20 protein-coding genes, 1 pseudogene and 2 riboswitches are annotated in these 22,504 nt (G+C 36.6%); of the genes and pseudogenes, 4 read left to right on the top strand and 17 right to left on the bottom strand.

Annotated features, from left to right (window positions below; all coding sequences use genetic code 11):
- Positions 1 to 80: 80 nt before the first annotated feature.
- From MY533_RS06855 to ribE (MY533_RS06810), 10 genes and pseudogenes are all read right to left on the bottom strand, one after another.
- The gene (locus MY533_RS06855; RefSeq protein ID WP_248718497.1) at positions 81 to 590 is read right to left on the bottom strand and encodes a QueT transporter family protein; all 510 of its coding nucleotides are present in this window, start codon (positions 588 to 590) and stop codon (positions 81 to 83) included.
- Between the two features lie 152 nt (positions 591 to 742).
- Positions 743 to 1,498 (bottom strand): 3-oxoacyl-ACP reductase, encoded by a 756-nt coding sequence (locus MY533_RS06850; protein WP_248718496.1) that lies wholly within the window; start codon positions 1,496 to 1,498, stop codon positions 743 to 745.
- Between the two features lie 55 nt (positions 1,499 to 1,553).
- Positions 1,554 to 1,775, bottom strand: coding sequence for a DUF2829 domain-containing protein (locus MY533_RS06845; RefSeq protein ID WP_142508321.1), 222 nt, complete (start codon positions 1,773 to 1,775; stop codon positions 1,554 to 1,556).
- 341 nt (positions 1,776 to 2,116) lie between these two features.
- Positions 2,117 to 2,965 carry a GNAT family N-acetyltransferase gene (locus MY533_RS06840; protein ID WP_248718495.1) on the bottom strand — a complete coding sequence of 283 codons (849 nt, stop codon included), beginning with the start codon at positions 2,963 to 2,965 and terminating at the stop codon, positions 2,117 to 2,119.
- Positions 2,966 to 2,985: 20 nt separating this feature from the next.
- A complete protein-coding gene (locus MY533_RS06835; protein ID WP_371873307.1) occupies positions 2,986 to 3,549 on the bottom strand; it encodes a histidine phosphatase family protein in 564 nt (187 codons plus the stop codon).
- Between the two features lie 763 nt (positions 3,550 to 4,312).
- Positions 4,313 to 5,617 carry a Spo0B domain-containing protein gene (locus tag MY533_RS06830; RefSeq protein WP_248718493.1) on the bottom strand — a complete coding sequence of 435 codons (1,305 nt, stop codon included), beginning with the start codon at positions 5,615 to 5,617 and terminating at the stop codon, positions 4,313 to 4,315.
- Between the two features lie 889 nt (positions 5,618 to 6,506).
- Complete coding sequence (locus tag MY533_RS06825; RefSeq protein WP_248718492.1) at positions 6,507 to 7,952, bottom strand: spore germination protein; 1,446 nt, start codon at positions 7,950 to 7,952, stop codon at positions 6,507 to 6,509.
- A 184-nt stretch (positions 7,953 to 8,136) separates the two neighbouring features.
- Entirely contained in the window at positions 8,137 to 8,604 is a 468-nt protein-coding gene (gene ribE / locus MY533_RS06820; protein WP_132359158.1) for a 6,7-dimethyl-8-ribityllumazine synthase, read from the bottom strand.
- 54 nt (positions 8,605 to 8,658) lie between these two features.
- Positions 8,659 to 9,249 (bottom strand): annotated as a pseudogene (gene ribB / locus MY533_RS06815) (3,4-dihydroxy-2-butanone-4-phosphate synthase); the annotation flags it as partial.
- Positions 9,250 to 9,343: 94 nt separating this feature from the next.
- Positions 9,344 to 9,982: a riboflavin synthase gene (gene ribE, locus MY533_RS06810; RefSeq protein ID WP_248718491.1), complete on the bottom strand. Its 639-nt coding sequence runs from the start codon at positions 9,980 to 9,982 to the stop codon at positions 9,344 to 9,346.
- A gap of 140 nt (positions 9,983 to 10,122) precedes the next feature.
- Positions 10,123 to 10,248, bottom strand: a riboswitch (FMN riboswitch).
- Positions 10,249 to 10,374: 126 nt separating this feature from the next.
- Positions 10,375 to 10,500: riboswitch (FMN riboswitch) on the bottom strand.
- A gap of 246 nt (positions 10,501 to 10,746) precedes the next feature.
- Here ribE (MY533_RS06810) and MY533_RS06805 point away from each other — a divergent pair.
- The 3 genes from MY533_RS06805 to MY533_RS06795 all read left to right on the top strand — a co-directional run bounded on the left by MY533_RS06805 (position 10,747) and on the right by MY533_RS06795 (position 13,582).
- Positions 10,747 to 11,871, top strand: coding sequence for a YibE/F family protein (locus MY533_RS06805; protein ID WP_248718490.1), 1,125 nt, complete (start codon positions 10,747 to 10,749; stop codon positions 11,869 to 11,871).
- Between the two features lie 2 nt (positions 11,872 to 11,873).
- Positions 11,874 to 12,650: a YibE/F family protein gene (locus MY533_RS06800; protein WP_248719168.1), complete on the top strand. Its 777-nt coding sequence runs from the start codon at positions 11,874 to 11,876 to the stop codon at positions 12,648 to 12,650.
- Between the two features lie 314 nt (positions 12,651 to 12,964).
- Entirely contained in the window at positions 12,965 to 13,582 is a 618-nt protein-coding gene (locus tag MY533_RS06795) for an HAD hydrolase-like protein (RefSeq protein ID WP_248718489.1), read from the top strand.
- A gap of 415 nt (positions 13,583 to 13,997) precedes the next feature.
- Here the strand turns inward: MY533_RS06795 and MY533_RS06790 are convergent, their stop codons facing one another.
- Positions 13,998 to 14,984, bottom strand: a complete 987-nt coding sequence (locus tag MY533_RS06790; RefSeq protein WP_248718488.1) for a VanW family protein — start codon at positions 14,982 to 14,984, stop codon at positions 13,998 to 14,000.
- A gap of 108 nt (positions 14,985 to 15,092) precedes the next feature.
- On the bottom strand, positions 15,093 to 15,716 hold the full coding sequence (locus tag MY533_RS06785; RefSeq protein ID WP_248718487.1) for a transmembrane-type terpene cyclase: 624 nt from the start codon (positions 15,714 to 15,716) through the stop codon (positions 15,093 to 15,095).
- 166 nt (positions 15,717 to 15,882) lie between these two features.
- On the opposite strand from MY533_RS06785, the gene pgeF reads away from it, so the two are divergent.
- Positions 15,883 to 16,647 carry a peptidoglycan editing factor PgeF gene (pgeF, locus tag MY533_RS06780; RefSeq protein ID WP_248718486.1) on the top strand — a complete coding sequence of 255 codons (765 nt, stop codon included), beginning with the start codon at positions 15,883 to 15,885 and terminating at the stop codon, positions 16,645 to 16,647.
- 161 nt (positions 16,648 to 16,808) lie between these two features.
- On the opposite strand, the gene MY533_RS06775 is transcribed toward pgeF, so the two are convergent.
- The 5 genes from MY533_RS06775 to preA form a co-directional block, all read right to left on the bottom strand.
- On the bottom strand, positions 16,809 to 18,173 hold the full coding sequence (locus MY533_RS06775) for an amino acid permease (RefSeq protein ID WP_305884006.1): 1,365 nt from the start codon (positions 18,171 to 18,173) through the stop codon (positions 16,809 to 16,811).
- A 141-nt stretch (positions 18,174 to 18,314) separates the two neighbouring features.
- Positions 18,315 to 19,004, bottom strand: coding sequence for a hypothetical protein (locus tag MY533_RS06770; protein WP_248718485.1), 690 nt, complete (start codon positions 19,002 to 19,004; stop codon positions 18,315 to 18,317).
- A gap of 164 nt (positions 19,005 to 19,168) precedes the next feature.
- On the bottom strand, positions 19,169 to 19,378 hold the full coding sequence (locus MY533_RS06765; RefSeq protein ID WP_248718484.1) for a hypothetical protein: 210 nt from the start codon (positions 19,376 to 19,378) through the stop codon (positions 19,169 to 19,171).
- Positions 19,379 to 19,415: 37 nt separating this feature from the next.
- Positions 19,416 to 20,942, bottom strand: a complete 1,527-nt coding sequence (locus MY533_RS06760) for an NCS1 family transporter (protein ID WP_248718483.1) — start codon at positions 20,940 to 20,942, stop codon at positions 19,416 to 19,418.
- A gap of 196 nt (positions 20,943 to 21,138) precedes the next feature.
- A complete protein-coding gene (gene preA, locus MY533_RS06755; protein ID WP_248718482.1) occupies positions 21,139 to 22,401 on the bottom strand; it encodes an NAD-dependent dihydropyrimidine dehydrogenase subunit PreA in 1,263 nt (420 codons plus the stop codon).
- Positions 22,402 to 22,504 lie beyond the last annotated feature (103 nt).

The raw sequence follows: 22,504 nt of genomic DNA, 5'->3' as shown, positions 1-22,504 counted from the left end.
GGCTGATCGCAAAGCCTGTTTCTCTTTTAACATCAAAAAAAGCAAGTCACCTTTTAATGTGACTTGCATTACTCTTCAATTTATTTCGTCAAATCAATTTTTTTATTCAATAAATAAATAGTCATACCACCAACAGTCATGGATAGCAACTCCCCAACACCTACAGTAAACCAGGTCGCCCAAAAAGGAAAATCATTGAGAATTGTTAATTGTCCTGCAACGGTAAACATCGATACAGCAAAAATCAATGCAGTAATAACCATTTTCATTATATCATTTGTTATATTTTTCGTTACGCTGCGGCAAAGAATTAAAACTAGAAATGTCGCAATTCCACCAATAGGTACATCTAATACCCACGTTGGTGACATGAAATTTGCGAGTACTACTCCTAGCGTCACGGCTAATACATAGCGCTTGTTATAGAGGGCCAGGTAGTTAAACATTTCCGACAAACGTAGTTGAACTGCCCCAAAACTAATGACAGACAATAAAACTGTTACAGCCACATATAAAGCTGCAACAAGTGCCGTCTTTGTAAGTTCGGTTACAGAAGCACGGCTGGAATCTTTTACAATAGATGTATGCAATTTTATTCTCCTTTGTAAAATAGCATATCCGCTATTTTAGTAATAACTACGGCCAAAGGAAGAGAGCTTTTCACCCTATCTGAAGTGCCGCAGTGCAAGCTAAATTTTGCTTACTTGCGTATTATAGCAGAACAATTTACGATTAAACAATACTATTTAGTAAGCCATCCGCCATCAATCGGTATAATTGCACCGTGTATATAATCAGCTGATGGACTAGCTAAATAAAGTGTTAAACTCGCCACTTCATGTGGTTGGGCCCAGCGTCCAGCAGGCGTTTCATCGGCGACCCATTTTGCGATCGCACCATCACCTTCAAAATCTGCTTTGTTCATCGGTGTTTGAATGGCTCCAGGTGCAATGGCATTGGCACGAATTCCTTCACGACAATAATCTAAGTCTAACTGCTTCGTATAGCCGACAATTGCATGTTTGGATGCTGTATACGCTGCGCCCCCACCGCCAGCAACAAGTCCAGCGATAGATGCCATATTAACGATTGTGCCTGATTTTCGTTTAACCATATGGGGTAATATCGTATTTGTCACAAAATAAGTACCTTTTACATTAGTATTCATAATTTTATCCCAAAGCGCCTCATCGGTATCAAGCGTTTTAGCAAAGCCATCTAATACGCCTGCGGTATTTAATAAAATATCTACTTGTTTAAATATTGAAAGCGCCGCTTCAAACGCTTGCTCTACATCGTCTTTATTGCATACACTGCCTACTTTATAGGCAAATTGTTCAGGATATTGATAATGTAGACTTTCTAACCCTTGCTCATCTAAATCAAACCCGAATACACTTGCCCCATTTTCTAAAAATGCAATAGCTTGAGCTTGACCAATACCTGAAGCAGCCCCCGTTACAAATACCGTTTTACCGTTATATTCTTCAAACTTCATACATATCTCTCCTCAAAAAACAAAGAAACCACCTCATTTGAGATGGCTCTTTCGATTAATTGACAATTACCCAATCTTCCGCTAATAAATCACAGACTGTTGGTGTGAACATTGTATAGCCCTCACCACGTACATTAATTAAAAAATAAGGATTCAAAGCCTCGCCATCATGTTCGCTTTGTCCAACAAGCTTCACATATAATTCAGCACCGCCCCATCCTTTACGAATTACTTTTTCTCCTGCTTTTAAGCGTGGTAATATCTCTTCAAACGTCATTTAACTTCATCCTTTTATTTACTTTCTTTATCGGATTAGTATACTGGAAATTTCAAATGTTGACAACCTAATCAATTATGCCTCACATAATTGTAGCTGTCCGCAACGGATCAACAAAGCGGCCGGCCGGAATCATCTTTGTACTCAAGCCTACGTAAAGTAGTCAGTTAGCCGTTAGCGCATAGACGCAGTGATTTTTAGGCAACATCCTATATAAGAACCAAATTCTGTGATATTCACCATAGGCTATACTTGAAACAATTCGAGTTTAATGTAAATTTATCAACGTTAGAGCTAAACTATGATATTTCAAGCCTTGTGTAGTTTTCTCTACTCACCTATCAATCCATTTTCTTCTTCATTTGCACTTGCTCTGTCTTTACCTCTAGCCCATTCTCCATCAAATAGCTCGCCGCTGGATTGCTTGCTAAAAAGTTAACTGTGGCTAAATTTACTTTGTGATTTGTAATGCTTGCGATAAAGTGTGGTATATGCTCTACCTTGCCATTTTCCAATAACACTAATTGATAAAGCACTATGTGGTCGATTGCTCCATCCATATCCCATACGATTTTATATAACATATAACCAATCGCTTCATTATTCTCGTTGAAAAAAACTTTCGCTTCACCTTGTTTATTACTTTGCCAGCTACATTGCCAAGGAACATCTTCCTGGTAAAAAAATAAATAAGGAAGCTGCTCTGGCCGAATAGTTTCTACATGAATTGCGGCCTGTTCCTTTACTTTTGCTTCATATTCGCCACTTAAAAACAGCAATTTATTTGTAATTGTATAGCCATGCTTCTCATATAACGCAATGGCTACTTTATTCTCTTTTATAGCTTCAAGCGTTGCAACTTCTACATTCTCTCTTTCATAGATGGCGTTTGTTTCTTCCATTAAAACACGAGAAACACCTTGACCGCGATAGTCGGGAGAGATACCTGTTCCACCATTCCAAGCGATTTTCTTTCCATCCATTTCTCTAAAGCCATTTAATACAATGCCTACAGGATTATTTCGATCAAATGCGACAATTGAAAGCTCTGACGATAATCCTTCTTTAACGAGGCGGTTTAAAAACAGCTCTTCATTCATTTCTATTTGAACAAAATATCCCTCAAAGCCTTTATTCCAAGCTTTTAAAACTTCCGCTAAAGTGCACTGTGAAACTGTTTTTATTTCCATGCTTTTCTCCCATCCCTAGCTTAATTAGAGCCACTACCTAAAAGTGGTAGATCTTCTAAAGTTAATTTTTTTATTATTTCATACCCATTTCCAGGACCATTTGGCCTAACAATAACCATTCCCATATTAGAAATATTCCCTAACCCAACATCTTCGGGAAAGCTATGGGCAACGATCACTTGATTCGTACCATGTGGTGGCTTTCTTTCTAACATCGATTGCAGATTTGATAATATATTTGTTTTTTCAACGATAGGTATGTTTCCACCCAATTTATAAATTTCATACCCGATTGGATCAATTTGGATATAGGCATATGGAAATGCGAGCTGTGCCGTTTCAATTGTTCGACAAAACGGACTTGCGACAATCGGTGAACTGATCGGGATTTGATAATAGCGAAGCATTTGTCCAAAGTAAATGGCCTCCCTGCGCCCAACGTCAGACAAATTTCTTTGCGTATAGCAATCTTGAAAATTTAAATTTGTCTGATCTACCCCAACAGTCGCTTGGCCATGCCTCGCATACAAAATGAATCCACCCTTTTTCAATAAAGAAAGGATTGATTTATCCAAATATTTCATCTCCCCCTAATAGAGTACCATTTTGATTATTAATAATATATGAAAAGAATCGCTCAAAAAATGTAAAATGAAAGTTAAAAAAGCTTTTTACATAGCGAGAGTTACTTCAGCAGTAGAGCAGCTAATTTCATCCGCATTCCCTTTATTTAGCCGGTAAACCTCCCCATTTAGGCGTTTTGCGTAAGATGAAACTTTATTATATGGGTACCGTCAGGAAAATACGGGTTTGCAACGCTAAGCCCATTTCCCTAACGGTAGCCCTTTATGCAGCTTTAATTTAATCCAATTCATCAGATTTTTGAAATCTTATTCTATCCTTATTTGTTGGAATTCCATTATTCACCTTTTCCCGTCTTTCAAAAGCAAAAGGCAATCCGTTTGCTGTTGATCAAGAATTACACAATTTCATTGAGTGCAAACAACTTTAAAGACCCTTATTACAATAAAACGAAATCCACGGCTTTAGTGATTCTAGGGGAGAGCAAGAAGATAATCTATAAGGGAATGTAAAAGGGCTTGGAGCAGTTCGAGGATTATGCTAAGTTTGAAGCTTTAAACGGAAGGCAGATGAGTTAGGAACACGGCTAGAAGGAGTAGAATCGATAAAAGCAACTACTGAAATCAAAGATGAGCGAGGAATATAAAAACTATTTAGAGAGCGTTACTTAGAAATGCGGGCGTATTATAATTGCAAAAAAAGCCGTCCAATCCGACGGCTTTATTTGCATTACTTTAACGCTTTATTTTTATGAAGTTTGGAAATTTACTTTATTGGAATGGTAACTATTGCTGTTGTCTCTAAATGTTTTGATGAATCGATAGAAATTTGACCGTCGTACTTATTAACAATTTCATTCACAATAAACAAGCCCTGCCCTCTTATTTTACCAATTCCTGGCTTTTTAGTAGAGAATCCTTGCTTGAATATTTGCCCTGCCTGTATAATATTTGGTCCAGTATTTGTAACCTTAAATTCATATTGATTATCATCAGCTTTACAGCAAATTGTAATTTTTCGTTGCTCTTCCGGTAATTCATTTGCCGCATCAATCGCATTATCTATTAAATTCGACAAGATTTTGATTAAATCCGTTGTTTTAATTTTATTAAATGCATCCTGTGAGACTGAAAAATCCATATCAATATTATGATTTTGTGCAGTTAGTTTTTTCGTTTGTAATAATATTGCCAAGCCAGGATGATCAATATTTAATTTGAGTGACCTAATTGCCTGAACCTCTTTGGAAAGTGAAGATAAATATTGTTTGGCCTGATCAGGTTTGTCTAATTGCAGAAATCCATGTAACACTTGTATATGATTGGTGAAATCATGTCTTAAAGAGGACACGGAAGTGATTAAAGTTTTAATTTCTGCTTGATATGTATCTTCTGTCGCTCCAACTTCCTTCGCTACTTCTTTTTGATACCATCTCTGTAAGAAGAAAACAGAGCAAATAACGATTAAAATGAGCAAACCATTAAAAATAAAGATAAAAAGATTGTCTTTGATTACTTTTCCCTTGATGCCATTTAATGTGTCTGCACTAATATCAATTCCTATGTATGCAATAATCTTCCCTGCTTTATCTTTGATCGGTGCACCAACAGTTAAGTAAGACCCGTATATAGGATCTGCTATTACTTCTGTTACAAAGGTTTCTCCTTTAAAAGCTCTTTGCACTTGCATCTCGGGTACTGTACAGTCCATTCCAATATCAAAGCCTTTAGATTCAGGTGGTAAACCCATAATCATTGCTTTGGATACCTTTGGATTATCAATCTCTAATGTATAAACAAATAAGGCACCTATTTTTACTCTTGCATCATTTAAGTAATTTCTTAATTGCCAATAATAATCGTTTTTCACAGGGTTATCTAAAAATTTTTTGTACGCCTCTACATCAATTGAAGATGCAATAGAACTAGCAGCTTCCAGACTTTGGTTAGCTATTGACTCTTCAACTGTCTTTTTCATTTTTATGTAGGATGTAAAGATGTTTAAACTTGTAAACAATATTAATAAGATAATTGATAGTAGTAAAATTAGTTTTATTTTTCGTGTTTTCATACAAACTGGTACTTCCTCATCTATAGACATGAATAATGCCTTAATTTAGTTGGGCTTGGCCTTCGCATAATGACGTCCGGAATCGGCTTTTTGTTATGTATAAGATTCCAGATTTTTCGCCTCTCTAAATAACACTATTCGTTCTTATCTTATCATCCCAAGCAAGTTTTGACTATTACCAACCTACTTTATCGCCACTTACTTTTGGGCTATCTCCTTCCCGTATTAATGTTGGAGAAGTCTTGTTCAGGACTGATAAAATTCTAAAACAATTTTTATTTTTCGAGCGAAACACCCTTCTAGTTGCAACCATTAGTTTAATAATCCTTCCCTAGAAAGTAAACTAAAAAGCCGAACAAAATTTTTATCATGCCACCTTTCTTATTATATATTACTTATTCCATTCCATCTTTGTTGTTTAGATCAATTCAACCTTTTAACCTTTTAGGAAGCGTTAGAGCGTCATCCAAATAATCTTTAAAGGAAATTGTAATCGGTTCAGCGTCCTCTCCTAAGATTGACGCCCTTGAATATTTTTCTCCTTCATACTCGTTGCTTGAATTGTAACAATAACCATGTGGAAGTTCTCTTCCAATATATAATGTTGGATTGAAAATCAAAGTTTCTAATTTAATTTCCGTCTTACAGCCCATTTCTGGAAAGGTAATATTATAGCCAAAATACATATCAATGACGGAATTCGGCGTTTGAAGCTAATCCAACGGCCAAGCCTTCCGTTAATTCCTCATAAAATCTCATTACTTTTCTCTCCTTACCTAATGTAATTAATTTTTTAAATTCATCGTAAAGCTTCAAGTTAATAAAAGGTCAAGTGAAATAAGACATAAAAAGATCAGGCATAAAAGCCTGATCTCTACATTTTAAATATTTACTTTTTCCTACTCGATGTCTTTGTCTTATCCTGTACATTTAAAAATTTAGGTCGCGTACGATAACCTGCTGGAGATAAGCGAAATAAAGATCTTTTTATCTCTTGCCAATCTAAATCTGCGCCCATATTTAAGAATGGAACACCTAATACTCGTATATTCGCAGTATAAAGAAGTATGGAGAACACCGAAATGAAGAATCCAAATAACCCAAAAAAGGCAGATGCTAAAATGATGATAATCCTGAGAATGCTCATTGCTGTTACGATAGACTGATTGATAAGTGTATAGGCTGCAATACTGGAAGTAGCGATAACTACAATCATGGAAGGACTCGTAACACCCGATTTAATAGCTGCATCTCCAATAATTAACCCCCCAACAACACTTATGGAACCACTAATAACATTGGGTAAATGTATATTTGCTTCTCGAAATAATTCAAACATAAAAAGCATCATTAATGTTTCAAGAATTGTTGGAAATGGGAGACCCGTTCTTGACTCAACAACTGTTGCTAATAGAATGAATGGCAATTGCTCTTGATGGTAGGTTGTAAGTGCAATCCAAAAACCTGGTAAAAGTACACTTATTAAAATAGCTACTATTCGTAGTATACGCTCCATAGAACTTATAATAATCGGATACTCATTATCCTCACCGGATTTAAAGAGTAACATTGAATTTGTAGGTGTAATAATGGCATAGGATACTCCATCAACTATGATGATAATGCGCCCTCTACTTAAAGCTTGTACAGCATAATCAGGACGTCCAGTATAATCATGTCTTGGTATAATTTTAGTACTCTTTTCAATTCTTTCCATCAATAAATCCCCACTAAAAACAATATCTGCATCAACTTGCTGCAGCTGTAATTTTAATTTCTCAAGCATCTTTTGATTGACGACATCTTCAAAATAAAGTACAGCTACGGTTGTTTTGGAGCGTTTACCAAGTTCATATGTTTCAACACTTAATGAATTGGTAGGTAATCGTTTTCGTACTAAAGCAATATTAATAAAAACATCCTCAATAAAATCATCTCTTGGACCTCTGACAACTAATTCAAGAGTTGTTTCTTTAGGTTCTCTATTTGGTTTTTTTGCGATATAACTCGAATACAACAAATTCTGATTTTCAAAATATAATAAAACATGCCCTTTATAGACTCTAGTCATCGCATCATCTTTACTTGTTATTCTCTGAAGATGGGGAATGTGTAAATTATTTTGTATATGTTCCTCTAACAATTCCTCCGATTTTCCAGTAAATAATGATTGTACTCGTTGTACAATAACAGTCTGCAGTAACCGCTCATCCATCATTCCTTCACATTTTATCAAATGTACTTTATGTTGCTGAAATAAATATTCTTGGAATATTACATCAGCAGAGCGTTGAAATAGTGACTTCAAAGATTTGATATTTAATTCTTGTTGCATTGAAGAAATATCCCTCATCTCCTACTGAGCCAGCTCCTAATTAGTACATTTATGAGTAATAACACAAATACACTTACGGCTATTTTCCCCACGGTCTAAAAAAATATGCAAGAAAACTTTAATGTTCATAATGCTTTTTCAGAATAATTCACCTACGAATTTTTCATACTATTATTAGAAAAACTTATCCAATCATCTTCTTTAAATTCGCCATTTCAATAGCAGACATTGCTGCATCATAGCCTTTATTTCCTGATTTAGTCCCTGCACGCTCAATCGCTTGTTCAATACTTTCTGTAGTAACAATGCCAAAAATAACAGGTACATTTGTAGTTAGTGATACATTAGCAATTCCTTTTGCTGATTCATTACATACATAATCATAATGTGTTGTTGAGCCACGGATTACAGTACCTAATCCAATTATTGCATCATATTTCTTTGTTTCGGCTAACTGTTTTGCAATGAACGGAACTTCAAATGCACCAGGAACCCATGCGACATCGATAGAATTCTCATCCACACCATGACGCTTTAAACCATCTAATGCACCGTCTAATAATTTGCTTGTAATAAATTCGTTGAAACGACCAACTACTACTGCTATTTTTAAATCCGTACCAATCAATTGTGCTTCAAATGTTTTAACCATTGTTCTTTTCTCCTTTTATATAGACATTTTATTTTCTTCCATTATTTGTTGACTACGATAAGTGGCCAATGCTTCTATGGAAATCATTTTTAAATGATGTAGCGCTGCGTATTTAACAAGGTCATTAAAGCGTAGCATTTTGCCATTGTCCCCCATAATTTCACAAATAATGCCCGCAGGAATACTATGACACAGCTTGGCCAAATCAATTGTAGCTTCTGTATGTCCTCTACGCTCTAATACACCATTTTCCTTTGCAATTAACGGGAATACATGACCGGGTCTACGAAAATCCGCAGGTTTCGCTTGTGGTTCTAGCATTTTTTTTATAGTCATTGCCCGTTCAAAGGCACTAATTCCAGTCGTTGTGTCTACATGATCTATACTAACGGTAAATGCCGTTTGATGATTATCTGTATTAATACTAACCATAGGCTTTAATGCTAATTTTTGTGCAAGCTCCTGTGAAATCGGCGTACAAATAAGACCTCTTCCATAGGTCGCCATAAAGTTAATCGTTTCTGGGGTCATAAATTCCGCAAGTGCGAGTAAGTCCCCTTCGTTTTCTCGGTCCTCGTCATCTACTACAATAATCATCTTCCCTTGTTTTAAATCCTCTAATGCTTCTTCAATTGAATGTAGCAATATCGCCACCTCCAGCTCGTAAAATGTATTAGATCCATTATGCCTCGGCATAATTGCGTCTAAAATTTTGCAGATATTTGGACTCTAATAGAAGTTAAAACCCGTTTTTTGCTAAGAAGTCTCTTGAAATGGTTGGTGCTTCCTGTCCACGCTTAAGTTGATGCAAAATGTATTTTCCAACTAAATCGGTTTCAACATTGACGAGATCACCAATTTTTTTCATACCTAAAATAGTTTCCTTGTATGTGTGAGGTATCAGTGATACTGTGATACCGTTTTTCTCGACATGGAAGAGGGTTAAACTCGTTCCGTCGATTGTAATAGAGCCCTTTGGTATACAGTAGCTCGTTAACTCCTTCGATAGTTCAATATCAATATAGACTGCATTTGCTAATGTTCGCTTGCGCACTATTTTCCCTATCCCGTCTACATGTCCGGATACAAAATGACCACCGAAACGTCCATTAGCCGACATAGCGCGCTCTAAATTTACCGGATCTCCAACTAAGAGCTGCTGTAAATTTGTTGCGCTCACTGTTTCAGGCATTACATCCATCGTTAGCTCTTGTTCATTAAAATGTATCACTGTTAAACAAACACCATTGACCGCTATACTGTCTCCGAGCTTTACATCCTCTACCATTTGCTTTGAAATTACGGTAATTTTCATACTTTGCCGATCACTTTGCATGGTTTTTACGGTACCAATATCCTCAACAATTCCTGTAAACATTTTTTCACCTGCTTTCAATCATTTAATAAATTTCCGTTCAAACAAAAAACCCCTTAAATGAAAGGGGTTTGGGAGTTCATCTTAAGACGTCAACAAATAAACCTTATGGATATAATATTTTTTCCATAGGCTGTCATCTCATCGTTCTTCTCCCATCCAGACTGTCACTGTCGGTTTTGGATTCGCACCAAATCAGCTTGCGCTCACGGACTTTGAATTTCTTCATCACCGCCGATTGGGAATTTCACCCTACCCCGAAGAACTACTGCTATTCAATTTTTTAGCTAAATAAAACAAAAACTACTTCCCGCTATAAAATGGGAAGTAGTTAACATAAAAGCATACTTAAAGAAACCTTATAAACTCAAGCGAATTTAAAAAGCTCATATACTTTTACCCTTCTCCCATCCAGACTATAACTGTCGGTTTTGGATTTGCACCAAATCAGCTTGCGCTCACGGACTTTGAATTTCTTCATCACCGCCGATTGGGAATTTCACCCTACCCTGAAGGATATTTTTATTTAGCTATTTCTAACGATAACACTATTTTATTTTATTATCCAGATAATTCTTAATAGAAATTTTTTTCTCTACCTAATTTCGCTTTCATAAATTTGTACTAACGTTGGTTTTTTTCTTAAATGAAGGAACCTCTAGTCATTTAGCACGTTACTTTATAATGGCATTTTTTTATCTGCTTAACATTAACAATGAACGCAACAAATATGATTAGATTCCCTTCTCACATTGGAGGTTTTTTTATTGCAAACCATCTTGAAAAAAAAATCGTTTAACAAAGTCATATTTTATACTTTTATCGCAATTTGCTTTATCGCTTCTGTTTTTTTCGTTTATCACAATGAAGGATTTTATGACCGTCCAATTGCAGAAGTTATAAAAACAGAATTAAAAGAATCAAATCTTGTAACGGATATGTATGAAAATGATGATCATTTATATACTCAGCAAATTACAGCTGTATTAAAAAATGGTGAAAAAAAAGGTAAGCTTATTCATTTTACCAATGAGTATTCAGCATCTGGAGCCTTTGATCAAGAGTACCATGTTGGACATAAATTATTTGTTTCTATAAAAGCAAATACAAACGAAAATGGAGATTTAACTGGGACAATTTTAGACGTAAAACGTGATCAGTTTGTCTTGATAGTGGCGTGGATTTTTATCGTTGCTTTGCTGATTGTTGGGAAAAGACAAGGGTTATTTTCTATCATCAGTTTAATTGTAAATTCTCTTGTCTTATCCTACGCTTTAGATTTATATATACATTCCAATATAAATTTGATAGTTATTAGCGGGGTATGTGTTCTTTTATTTACGGTCATTTCTTTAATTCTCATTAACGGCTTGAACGAGAAAACATATGCGGGGATTGTTGCAACACTTATCGGAACATTTATTTCGTTATTGATTAGCGCTGTAGTTCTGTGGATCACAAACGAGAACGGAATTCGATATGAAGAGATGCAATTTTTAACGCGCCCATATCGGGTAATTTTTATGGCTGGGTTATTTATTGGAGCACTAGGAGCTGTAATGGACGTCTCCATCACAATGGCTTCTTCAATGTTCACTTTATTTGAGCAAAACCAAGATCTATCTGACCAGGCACTGAAAACCTCAGGAATTGATATCGGGAAAGACATTATGGGAACGATTACAAGTATTTTGTTTTTAGTTTATATTTGTGGCTCAATCCCTATGTTGATTTTATATTTGAAAAACTCTTATCCATTGGGGCAAACACTTTCCATGAACCTTTCATTAGAATTAGCTAGAGCCCTAGCAGGGGGAATCGGTGTAGTCTTAACGATTCCGATCAGTTTATACACTTCTATTTTTTTCATTAATCGAAAGAGGGCAAAATAATGATGAATGTATTAGTATGGTTAACTGCCATTTTATTCATATTAATGATTGTTATTGGTGGGAAAAAAGGTGTACGTTCTTTTCTATCTTTATTTTTAAACTTTGGAGTGCTCTTTATAACTATCTTTTTAATGACTAGTCAGAAAAATAGTCCGATTATATTAACGCTCATTGCCTGTACCGTCATTAGCTGGATTAGCTTATTTTTTATTAATGAAATGAGCAGTAAAACGGTAACTGCATTCATTTCTACAATGATTACGATTGTAATTTTATTACTATTCATTGTTTTTGTAACGGAGAAATCAATGATTCGTGGATTCGGGGAAGAATCCTCTGAGGAAATCAGCATATTTTCCCTTTATATTGGCGTCAATTTTGTGCAAATTAGCGCTTCCGTTATTATTATGAGTACGATTGGGGCAATTTTGGATGTTGCTATTTCCATTGCTACTTCTATGCATGAGATTCTTCATCATAATCCTTTCATTAGCAGAAAAAAATTATTTACATCAGGTTTAAGCATTGGAAGGGACATTTTAGGGACAGATACAAATACATTATTTTTCGCTTTCTTTGGTGGTTATTTAAGCTTGTTCATATGGTTTAAAGATTTATCTTATTCAATTGGCGAAATCATTAATTCTAAAGTATTTACCACTGAACTTATTATGATATTTTGCGCAGGTATTGGCATCGCACTCATCATTCCTATTACTTCCTCGGTAAATGCCTATTATTTAATAAAAAAACGAGATACAACACAAGATGTTGCATAATAATTGTACCTGTCACCCTGTTCAATACCAACGGATGGCAGGTACTTTTTGTCCATTCAACTACATAATAATTTTAAAGATGATTTCGTTATTGATTTTAACGCATTTTTCGGTACAATATTTACCAATGAAGGTACCTTACTCCCTTTCATCAAAAAAACATTTACCCTTTAGTAAAAAAATTATTCATCTAGGGTTATTTACAATACGCTGTTTCATATCCTGTATAATCATGTCATTATTTTTTGAATAGGCAGTAACATTTTCAAGAAAAAAACGTCTTTACAACTAGATTATAAAGGAGAAAATTTGTAATGAAATATATTATCTTTGATTTTGATGGAACACTGGCAGATTCTACAGCAGTGTTTACATCAGCTTGGAATACGATTGCTCAAAAATATAAATTTAAAGGAATAGAGTTAAAGGAAATCGAATCATTAAAAAAATTATCTATAGCGGAACGCAGTAAATTATTCGACTTTCCAATGTATAAATTGCCCATGATTTTACCACAGTTTTATCGCTTGTATCGTCAGTCATTAAATGATGTTCATCTTTATGATGGCATTAAAGAAGTCCTTTTGGAAATTGATAAAAGAGGCTATAAAATCCTTATTATTTCCTCTAATTCACAAGAGAATATTTTAGAATTTCTAAAAATGAACGGCATTCATTGTGTATCAAATGTTCTTTGTTCAAACCGTATTTTTGGAAAAGATAAAGTAATAAAAAAATTTTTAAAGGACTCTGGCATTACCCCTTCTGAAGTTTTATACATCGGCGATGAGCAAAGAGATATTGTAGCCTGCAAAAAAGTGGGCGTGCCAATTATTTGGGTTGGTTGGGGATATGACGCTATTGAAGTTATATGCCAAGAAGATCCCGAGTACAAAGTAGCTACACCACAAGAGATTTTAAATATTATCTAAACGAATAGGATCATAGCGATTAAAAAATCGCTATGATCCTATTGTAGTTGAAAAAAAGTATGGACTTTCGGCAAAGTGAGGGGGTAATTACCGTGCGGACTGGGCACTTTCCTAGGGACGTCAAAGGAGCCGCTTTACTTGCAATGCTCGCTCCAAGGTCTCCGTTTTTTGTGCGAAAGCGAAGCGGCAGCGGCACCGAAGTTGGTCACAAAGCGTTATCATAGGATGTAATGGTCGTAGCCTTCGTTCCTCTATCTCTAATCCACAAGGAATCGCCCAATCTTCACTCTAATTTAATGGATAATACGAAAGCGAAGCGACAACACTAAATACTTATGTATGAAAAGTGTCAGCGATATTTCTTTTCTGCAGTTTTAACAAAAAAAAGACACATTGTAAGTGTCTATGAAAAAAACTAGGGCTTTTTCAAGTTGGCTACATATTTTTTGGCTGTTCTGATCTCAATTGTAAGTGAATTTTTGCTATAGCTAGCTTTAATTAAAAATGGTACGTTAGTTGTATTATGAAATCTAAAATCTAAACCACCATAGGAAACGGTAGCGTCTCTTCCTTTTGGAACATACCCGACATCCAATGAATGGTGGTGACGTTCTACAAATTTCACCGGTATTTGATCAACCGCGTTAAATAAGGTTGAGGACGTTTGACAGATACCTCCCCCAATGCCCATCACAACCTTTTTGTTGATAATCTCTGGTGCAGGCTGATAACCATTAACTTCATCCCTAGGTCCAACAACTGTATTAAAGGAGAAATAATCACCGCTTCCAACGATAACATTATTAATGGCCTTCGCAGAAAGTTCAATATTTTTATTTCTTCCTACATCATGAGTATTAAAATAAGTTGTATAGGATCCAACAGCTACGTCTTCTAAATACGGAATGTCTTCAAAATTATAGCCGCTTTCTGTAACAGATAGGGGCAACTCCACTTTACCACCAGTTGCTGATGCTTCTAATATTCTCTCTACTAAGTCACTTTCTTTTAAAACAATTAAAGGACTACCTTTAATTACTTTTCCTTGATCATCTAGCTTATCGAGTATCATCCGCTTATCATAGCCGGTTGCTTTTTCATTTCCTCGCGCCAAATCTTTTGCTAATTGCTTAATTTGTTCTGTATACGATTGTCGATCTCGTTCGTAGTCCATTTCCTTCGGTGCAATTGTTTGGATGATAGCTTTTGTTGAAGGGTCTTCGATTTCAACCACGACGGGCTCTGCTTGTTGTAAGGTAACAGGCTTTTTTACATCATCCGCTTTTTGCTCTGACGCTTGAATTTGTTGTTCTTGTTTTTTCTCATCTACATTTTTCCCCTGACAGCCAATTAGCCCAACTGTACAAATAATGGATAATGTGGTTATCCACTTCTTTTTCAAATAAAACACCTACCCTATCGATATACTACAGAGACATCTTATTCGTGTATTGCTGATAGTGTGTTTCATTTCATCATTTTTATTTGTTTATAAAAGGGAATCATTTTTTCATTTTGCATATTTCACTTTAAACCTAAAGATCAATACTATATAAATCCAATCATAAATAAAGATTGCAAGCGAAATAATAGTAATCAAAGGCGTTCTAAAATACAAATAAAAGCAAACTGCCGCAAACACAGTACCGATCATTTTACAAACGGCTATGCCCATCGATTGTCCACTTAAGTTCCCTCTCTGTATGAATAAGGCGATAAAAAGCCCTGACATCATCAGATTTTGGAAAAATGCTGCATATATGCCTGCTGTATCTTTGAATTCATGCATCAGCGCTAAAATCGTGAAAAAGCTTACTACGAGTGTTATGAAAAAAGATGAATAAAATACCTTTCTCGGAATAACTTTTTTATACTCCTTATAACCATAAAGTAAAAATTGCATCAGAATGAAGATATCCAAAAGAAACCATAGGAAAGTAAGGATCCTCATCAAATCATTTAACGGAAACATAAATGAAAAAATAAATTCCCATGAAATATTGGCACAAATTGCAGCCATAGGCATGCCATATCTCTTATCCTTTATTCCTTGTTTGATGATTAATATATATGTAATAATCCAAAATAGCCACATGCCAAATTGGCTGATCAATATGAATTTTTCTTGCGTCATATCTACAAACTCCTTCCCTCTAATTATCATTCTTCGATACTATATGTGAAGAAATCTATTGTTTATGTCATAGGAATTGTAGAAAATACTTAAGACTCAAATAATCTTAAGAGTAAGCGCCTATACATTCATTAACCAATCATATATAGTAAGACGAGGTGATAATATGAAAACTAAAATTTATTATGATAACGACCAATTTATTGCAGGCACTACCTTAAAGGATGACATCGAGCCGGAACATAACAATATGGCGCTCCATACATGTGTGAATGAAGCAGATGTGCTAAAAAATCGAAAACAATTAGCAGCTACTTTAAATTGTGACTTAAATAATTTTATTTGCACGCAACAAACACATAGTGCTAATTTCCATAAAGTCACGATTTCTGATAAAGGACGAGGCGCAGAGCAAATGGACACTGCCATTAGTAATACCGATGCACTTTATACATTAGAGCCTAATTTACTTTTATGTAGTTTTACAGCAGATTGCGTACCTGTTATTTTTTATAATAAAGTTAATGGCCTTATTGGCGTAGTGCATTCAGGCTGGCAAGGCACCGTCAAGGAAGTAACATCAAAGCTTTTCCAACATTTGATAGAGCACGAGCAATGTCATCCACAACATTTTCACGTCCAAATCGGTATGGCACTTAGTCAGCAGAAATTTGAGGTGGATGCAGATGTTTACGATAAATTCCATAGTCTAGGCTATGCGGAGGATTTTATGTATTACAATGCACAAACAAATAAATATCATATCGATAATCAACAAACGGTCAAAAAACAATGTGAGCTTGTAGGTATTCCAGCTGAGCAGATTTTGATTGATACAACATGCACATTCCTTAGCCCTGATGGTTTTTCCTACCGTCAAGATAAACAGACTGGCAGACATTTAAGCTTCATTATGCGTAAAGAACAGTAGTTAAAAGGGACAATCCAATTATTTATTAACGGATTGTCCCTTTTGCAGTAGATCATACATGCTAAGTGGTTGATTGGAGTGGAGACTGACACTAGATTTTTCTTAGCGAAACAAAAGCAAAAAGGATGTATCTCATAGTAGAAATACACCCTTTTAACATTTCATTTATTAACTGGACGTTCTTTGCCAATTCTAAAAACATAATAGCTAATAATAACAAGAGCTAAAAAAATAATACCCACGATAAGAGAAACTCTAGTATCCTCATTAAACCACATACCGATTAGCACCATTACTAAAAACGCAATCGTTATATAGTTTGTAAATGGTGCAATTGGCATTTTGAATGGGTGCTTTGACAGTTGTTCACCTTTTATTTTTCTAAATCGTATTTGACTTATTAAAATAACAAACCAAGGAATCATCCCCGGTAATACACTTGCACTGTATACATATACAAATAAATTCTTTGGTGCTATATAGCTCAGAATAACACCGACAGCCAAACCAACTAGCACGCCTACTGTGCCGAAAATAGGAACACCATTACTAGAAAGCTTCGCAAAAAATTTAGGTGCCTGTCCATTCATAGCAAGCGTATACAACATACGTCCTGCGCTATAAATGCCACTATTACAGCCTGACATTGCCGCTGTAATGACAACAAAATTAATAATTCCTGCCGCAGCAGTAATTCCAACCTTTGCAAAAGTTGCAACAAACGGGCTACCAATCGTACCTAATTCATCCCACGGATAAACTGTTACAATGACAAAGATTGCACCGATATAAAATATTAAAATACGCCAAATAATACTTTGAATTGCATTCGTAATCGTTTTTTGAGGATTTTTCGCTTCTCCTGCTGTAATCCCAATAAGCTCCACGCCCTGATAGGCTGCAACTACTAAAGATAACGCAAAGAAGAAGCCTGTCCAGCCGCCTGTAAAGAAGCCTCCGTGATTCCAAAGGTTCGATAATCCAAGTGCCACACCTTCGTTCCCAATCCCAAAGAAAATAAGACCAAAGCCTGCAACAATCATTAAAACAATCGTCACAATTTTAATCATAGCAAACCAAAACTCAAATTCTCCAAATGTTTTAACAGAAATAAAGTTGGCTACACCTAAAATTACCATTGCAATTAACCCTGGAATCCATGCTGGCAAATCAGGATACCAATATTGCATATACGTTCCTACTGCTATAATCTCTGACATCCCAACAATAACCCACTGAAACCAGTTACTCCACGCCGTTACATAACCGGCTAATGGGTGTATATATTTATAGCCAAACGTTGCAAAGGAACCACTACTCGGCTCCATATAAAGCATTTCTCCCATTGCTCGCATAATGAAAAAAATAAAAATACCCGCTATAGCATATGCAAGGAGTACAGAAGGCCCTGTCCATTGAATGGCGCTAGCAGAACCCATAAACAAGCCCACGCCAATAGTTCCTCCAAGAGCAATCATTTGGATATGACGTGCATCTAATCCCCTTTTTAATTCTTTATTTGCCACAAATTACGCCTCTTTCTAAAGTTCTTTCTACGATGAATTATCTTATAATAATAATCAATTCTATTGAAAAACACAATTGTATTTTTAGGAAAAACACGATTATAGCAATAATAAAATAAGGATTTTAAGCATTTTGGTGTTCTAACCATCCACTTTGGCGGTTCTTTCCGTCGCTTCGGCTTTTCTTTCCGTCGCTTCTGCGGCTCTTTCCGTCACCTTGGCCGCTCTATCCATTACTTTGACGGTTCTATCCACGACTTTGACGGTTCTATCCACGATTTTGGCTGTTCTTTCCGCTTTAGCCGTTCTTTCCGTCGCTTTGCCTGTTCTTTCCGTCGCCTTGGCTGTTCTTTCCGTCGCTTCAGCTCTTCTTTCCACTTTGCCAGTTCTTTCCGTCGCTTCGGCTTTTCCATCCGTCGCTTCGGCGGTTCTTTCCGTCACTTCAGCTCTTCTTTCTGCTTTGCCTGTTCTTTCCGTCGCTTCGGCTTTTCCATCCGTCACTTCTGCGGCTCTTTCCGTCGCTTTGGCGGTTCTTTCCGCTTTGCCTGTTCTTTCCGTCGCTTCGGCTTTTCCATCCGTCACTTCTGCGGCTCTTTCCGTCACCTTGGCCGCTCTATCCATTACTTTGACGGTTCTATCCACGACTTTGGCTGTTCTATCCACGACTTTGGCCGTTCTTTCCGTCGCTTCGGCTTTTCCATCTGTCACTTTGACTGTTCTTTCCGTCGCTTCGGCTGGTCTTTCCGTCGCTTCAGCTTTTCTTTCCACTTTGCCTGTTCTTTCCGTCACTTCGACTTTTCCATCCGTCACTTTGGCAGTTCTTTCCGTCACTTTTTCACCTTGGCCGTTCTATCCATCACTTTGACGGTTCTAACCACCACTGTGAGAAACACTTTCAACTGGTTATAACCATAAACCAACCAGCTTTGAGTAAAAACATACGTAAAAAACTCTATTCCATCATGAAAGGCGTGAATGGAATAGAGTTTATTTTGTTATTGTAACAACGTCTGTTCTTGGAGCTTTGCTGAGAAGTATTTGCGGGCATCTGCTGTTAGAATTTGTATCAGAATAACCTCTTCTTGACGGGCAAATTCTACAAACATTCCACTTAGATTTTCATAAACATATTTGATTTTATAGCCACTATCTAAATACTGATCTACTTTTTTTATTTCCTCTGTGCTTTGTTGATGTTCTGACATGCAATCACCTCACCTTTTTTGTGAATATCTTGGGTGGTTAATTTTTATTCAGACCTTTGATTTCTAGCAGCGGATTTGGTTGTTCAACGACATCATTCTCTTCTGGAACAACAGTTGGAGCAGGCGTTTGCTGCTGTCCAAATAGTTCATCCAAATTGTGACCGACTGTAATTCCTAAATATTTTGCATCACTTGGATCCTCTAGCTCAGCCTGAGGGTATTTTTTGAACCACCAATATTTCGCTAATACATAATATACAAGTGCCCCTACAAAGAACCCTACTAATGAAGAATAAGTGGAAAATATATTTGCCACTGCACCACCGATAATCCAAGCGATTAAACCAGCTAAGTTAAAGCCCTTCAAATATTTAAACTGACCATCTAAGTCATAAAGTGCTTTTACATGCACACGACGTTTACGGATTAAATAATAATCGGCAAATAAAATACCAACGATCGCTGTTAAAATTCCCCCGATAATTAAAAGTGCATTGACTAACACATTAAATAAACTCCATGGTTGTGCTAGAATACCAATGATTCCTGCAATAACAACCCCTACCCAAAACGGCACTTTTGGCCCACCGATATTTGAGAAAATTGTTGCAGCCGGGATAACATTTGCAGAGGTGTTAGTCGACCATTGTGCTAATACAATCATTAACAATAAGATTCCTAAAATAAAGCCACTTGCACTTTGCTGTAGTGCATTGATCGGATCAGCAGAGGCAACAGCCATATAGCACACAGCACCAATTGTCACTATGAAAGTATTTGTAATCGGCATGACGATTAATGAGCCAACCAGCTGTGTTTTATTGCGTTTGAACCAGCTGCGTTCATTTTTTGGTGCTTTAAAGAAGCGTGACAGTGACGGCATATCGGCTGCTAGCGTCGACCAAAATCCCATATTCGCCATAATCACTACCATAAATGCCGTGAAGGCTGAGAATCCTGTTGTTGGCGCTTCCACCCACGTCCAAATATTTTTCCCTTGAGCTACTGCATTATCTGCCAATGTATAGTACATCCAACAGGAAATTAAAATGATAACTGGTGCTGCTAAATCTGCAAAGCGTTCAATAGATTTAATACCTAGTGATGTATTAAATAACTGAAGTGCTGCAAAGACAATGAAACAGACAAACCAATTATCAAAACTAAAAAGTAAATTTAAAATGCCGTTTATCGCTAATGCTCCAAAATAAGTATTCAGACCGAACCAACAGGCGGCTGTTACACCCCTTACAAGTGACGGAATATGAGTGCCAAATGTACCGAACGGAGCACGCATATATACTGGGAATGATAAGCCATGTTCAATGCCTATATCTCCAATTAACGTCATAAATACACCAATTAGACAAGAGCCAATCAACGTTGCTAAAATTACCATTGGCAATGGTAAGCTTATGATGGCCGTTCCACCGATTGCAAAAGCCGCTAATACAATTGCCATCCCTATCCAAATTACTGCAAAACCAAATGTTCCAATATTTCTTTGTTGATGTGTCACTGGAAGTAAATCTGGGGATTTTAAATAATTCCCATCACGTTCCATATAATCTCTCCTTTTTATAAAAATTTCCGTGACAACTTACATGAGGTTGTTCCTTCCTTCAACGAAATTGCTGAAGGAAGTTGGAATTTCAGTTTATCTTCCTTCGACCAAATACCCCCACCTTAGAAGGTAGTACGACGAATGAAGATTAAGCCTACAACGCAATTCAGCCAAGGCGAAATAGATTTTAGACTTTTTACTTAGATAGACTGCTAATTAAAGATTGACGTTCATTCCAAGTCATTGGTGGAACTGTAGATTTACGTTCAACCATTGTGATGGCATTATCTACAGGACAAACGATTGAGCATAAATTACAGCCTACACAATCCTCCTCCCGCACTTTCAGCATTGGGCGGCCATCTTCTGAATATAAGTCGATACATTGATGCGATGTATCCTCACATGCAATATGGCACTTGTTACAGTTAATGCAAACATCATTATTAATTTCCGCCACGATTTTATAATTTAAATCTAAGTCACCCCAATTAGAAAATCTGGAAACTGAGCGACCTACTAAATCCATGACAGAAGCTATGCCTTTATCGTCTAAATAGTTATTGAGTCCATCGACCATATCCTCAACAATACTAAAGCCATGATGCATCGCCGCCGTACAAACTTGCACGCCCGTAGCGCCCATTAATATAAACTCTGCAGCATCTTGCCAATTGGAAATACCACCAATGCCTGAAATAGGAACATTAATTAATGGATTCCGAGCACATTCTGCTACCATATTGAGTGCAATTGGTTTAACGGCAGGACCACAATAGCCACCATGTGCACCCTTTCCGGCTACATGTGGCACTGTATTCCATGTATCTAAGTCGACACCGGCTAAGCTGTTAATTGTATTAATCATACTAATAGCATCTGCTCCACCTCTAGTGGCCGCTTCTGCCGTTACCGTAATATCGGTAATGTTCGGTGTTAATTTCACAATTACTGGCGTTTTCGCTGCTTCTTTCACCCAGTACGTTTGCTTTTCCACTAATTCAGGTACTTGACCAGAGGCAGATCCCATTCCTCGTTCTGCCATCCCATGTGGACAGCCAAAGTTAAGCTCCAGACCATCAACACCCACATCTTCAACTCGTTTAACAATCTCATGCCATTTTTCTTGCTTTGGCTCTACCATTAAGGACGCGATAATTGCGTGATGTGGAAACCTTTTTTTCGTTTCATAAATTTCTTGCAAATTTACCTCTAACGGACGATCCGTAATCAGTTCAATATTATTGAAGCCAGCTACTCTTTGTCCGTTAAAGCTAACAGCTGCAAAGCGTGAAGAAACATTTAAAATCGGATCCCCCAATGTCTTCCAGACAGCACCACCCCACCCTGCTTCAAATGCACGTTGTACTTGATAGCCTGAATTCGTTGGCGGTGCCGACGCAAGCCAAAATGGATTCGGCGATTTGATGCCTGCTAAGTCAATACGTAAGTCTGCCATAGTTGTTCCTCCTTTATGCAATCTCACTTGGTTTATCAATTATTCCTCGGCACAATTGCGTCGAGTTCCTCTATTTCAGCGTGCATTCGCCTCACCATCTATA

The organism is Lysinibacillus sp. Ag94 (assembly GCF_023242215.1).
Lineage (GTDB): Bacteria > Bacillota > Bacilli > Bacillales_A > Planococcaceae > Lysinibacillus.
The sequence above is the reverse complement of the archived record's forward strand: the minus strand, read 5'-3'. Positions and strand labels throughout refer to the sequence as shown.

What these genes read in the sequence shown, in the direction of transcription:
- ribE (WP_248718491.1), bottom strand. Translation starts at nt 9,982, where the DNA reads ATGTTTACAGGAATTGTTGAGGATATTGGTACCGTAAAAACCATGCAA.
- MY533_RS06825 (WP_248718492.1), bottom strand. Translation starts at nt 7,952, where the DNA reads ATGCAACAAGAATTAAATATCAAATCTTTGAAGTCACTATTTCAACGC.
- MY533_RS06800 (WP_248719168.1), top strand. Translation starts at nt 11,874, where the DNA reads ATGAATGTATTAGTATGGTTAACTGCCATTTTATTCATATTAATGATT.
- MY533_RS06845 (WP_142508321.1), bottom strand. Translation starts at nt 1,775, where the DNA reads ATGACGTTTGAAGAGATATTACCACGCTTAAAAGCAGGAGAAAAAGTA.
- pgeF (WP_248718486.1), top strand. Translation starts at nt 15,883, where the DNA reads ATGAAAACTAAAATTTATTATGATAACGACCAATTTATTGCAGGCACT.
- MY533_RS06850 (WP_248718496.1), bottom strand. Translation starts at nt 1,498, where the DNA reads ATGAAGTTTGAAGAATATAACGGTAAAACGGTATTTGTAACGGGGGCT.
- MY533_RS06835 (WP_371873307.1), bottom strand. Translation starts at nt 3,549, where the DNA reads ATGAAATATTTGGATAAATCAATCCTTTCTTTATTGAAAAAGGGTGGA.
- MY533_RS06795 (WP_248718489.1), top strand. Translation starts at nt 12,965, where the DNA reads ATGAAATATATTATCTTTGATTTTGATGGAACACTGGCAGATTCTACA.
- MY533_RS06765 (WP_248718484.1), bottom strand. Translation starts at nt 19,378, where the DNA reads ATGTCAGAACATCAACAAAGCACAGAGGAAATAAAAAAAGTAGATCAG.
- MY533_RS06760 (WP_248718483.1), bottom strand. Translation starts at nt 20,942, where the DNA reads ATGGAACGTGATGGGAATTATTTAAAATCCCCAGATTTACTTCCAGTG.
- preA (WP_248718482.1), bottom strand. Translation starts at nt 22,401, where the DNA reads ATGGCAGACTTACGTATTGACTTAGCAGGCATCAAATCGCCGAATCCA.
- ribE (WP_132359158.1), bottom strand. Translation starts at nt 8,604, where the DNA reads ATGGTTAAAACATTTGAAGCACAATTGATTGGTACGGATTTAAAAATA.
- MY533_RS06830 (WP_248718493.1), bottom strand. Translation starts at nt 5,617, where the DNA reads ATGAAAACACGAAAAATAAAACTAATTTTACTACTATCAATTATCTTA.
- MY533_RS06785 (WP_248718487.1), bottom strand. Translation starts at nt 15,716, where the DNA reads ATGACGCAAGAAAAATTCATATTGATCAGCCAATTTGGCATGTGGCTA.
- MY533_RS06840 (WP_248718495.1), bottom strand. Translation starts at nt 2,965, where the DNA reads ATGGAAATAAAAACAGTTTCACAGTGCACTTTAGCGGAAGTTTTAAAA.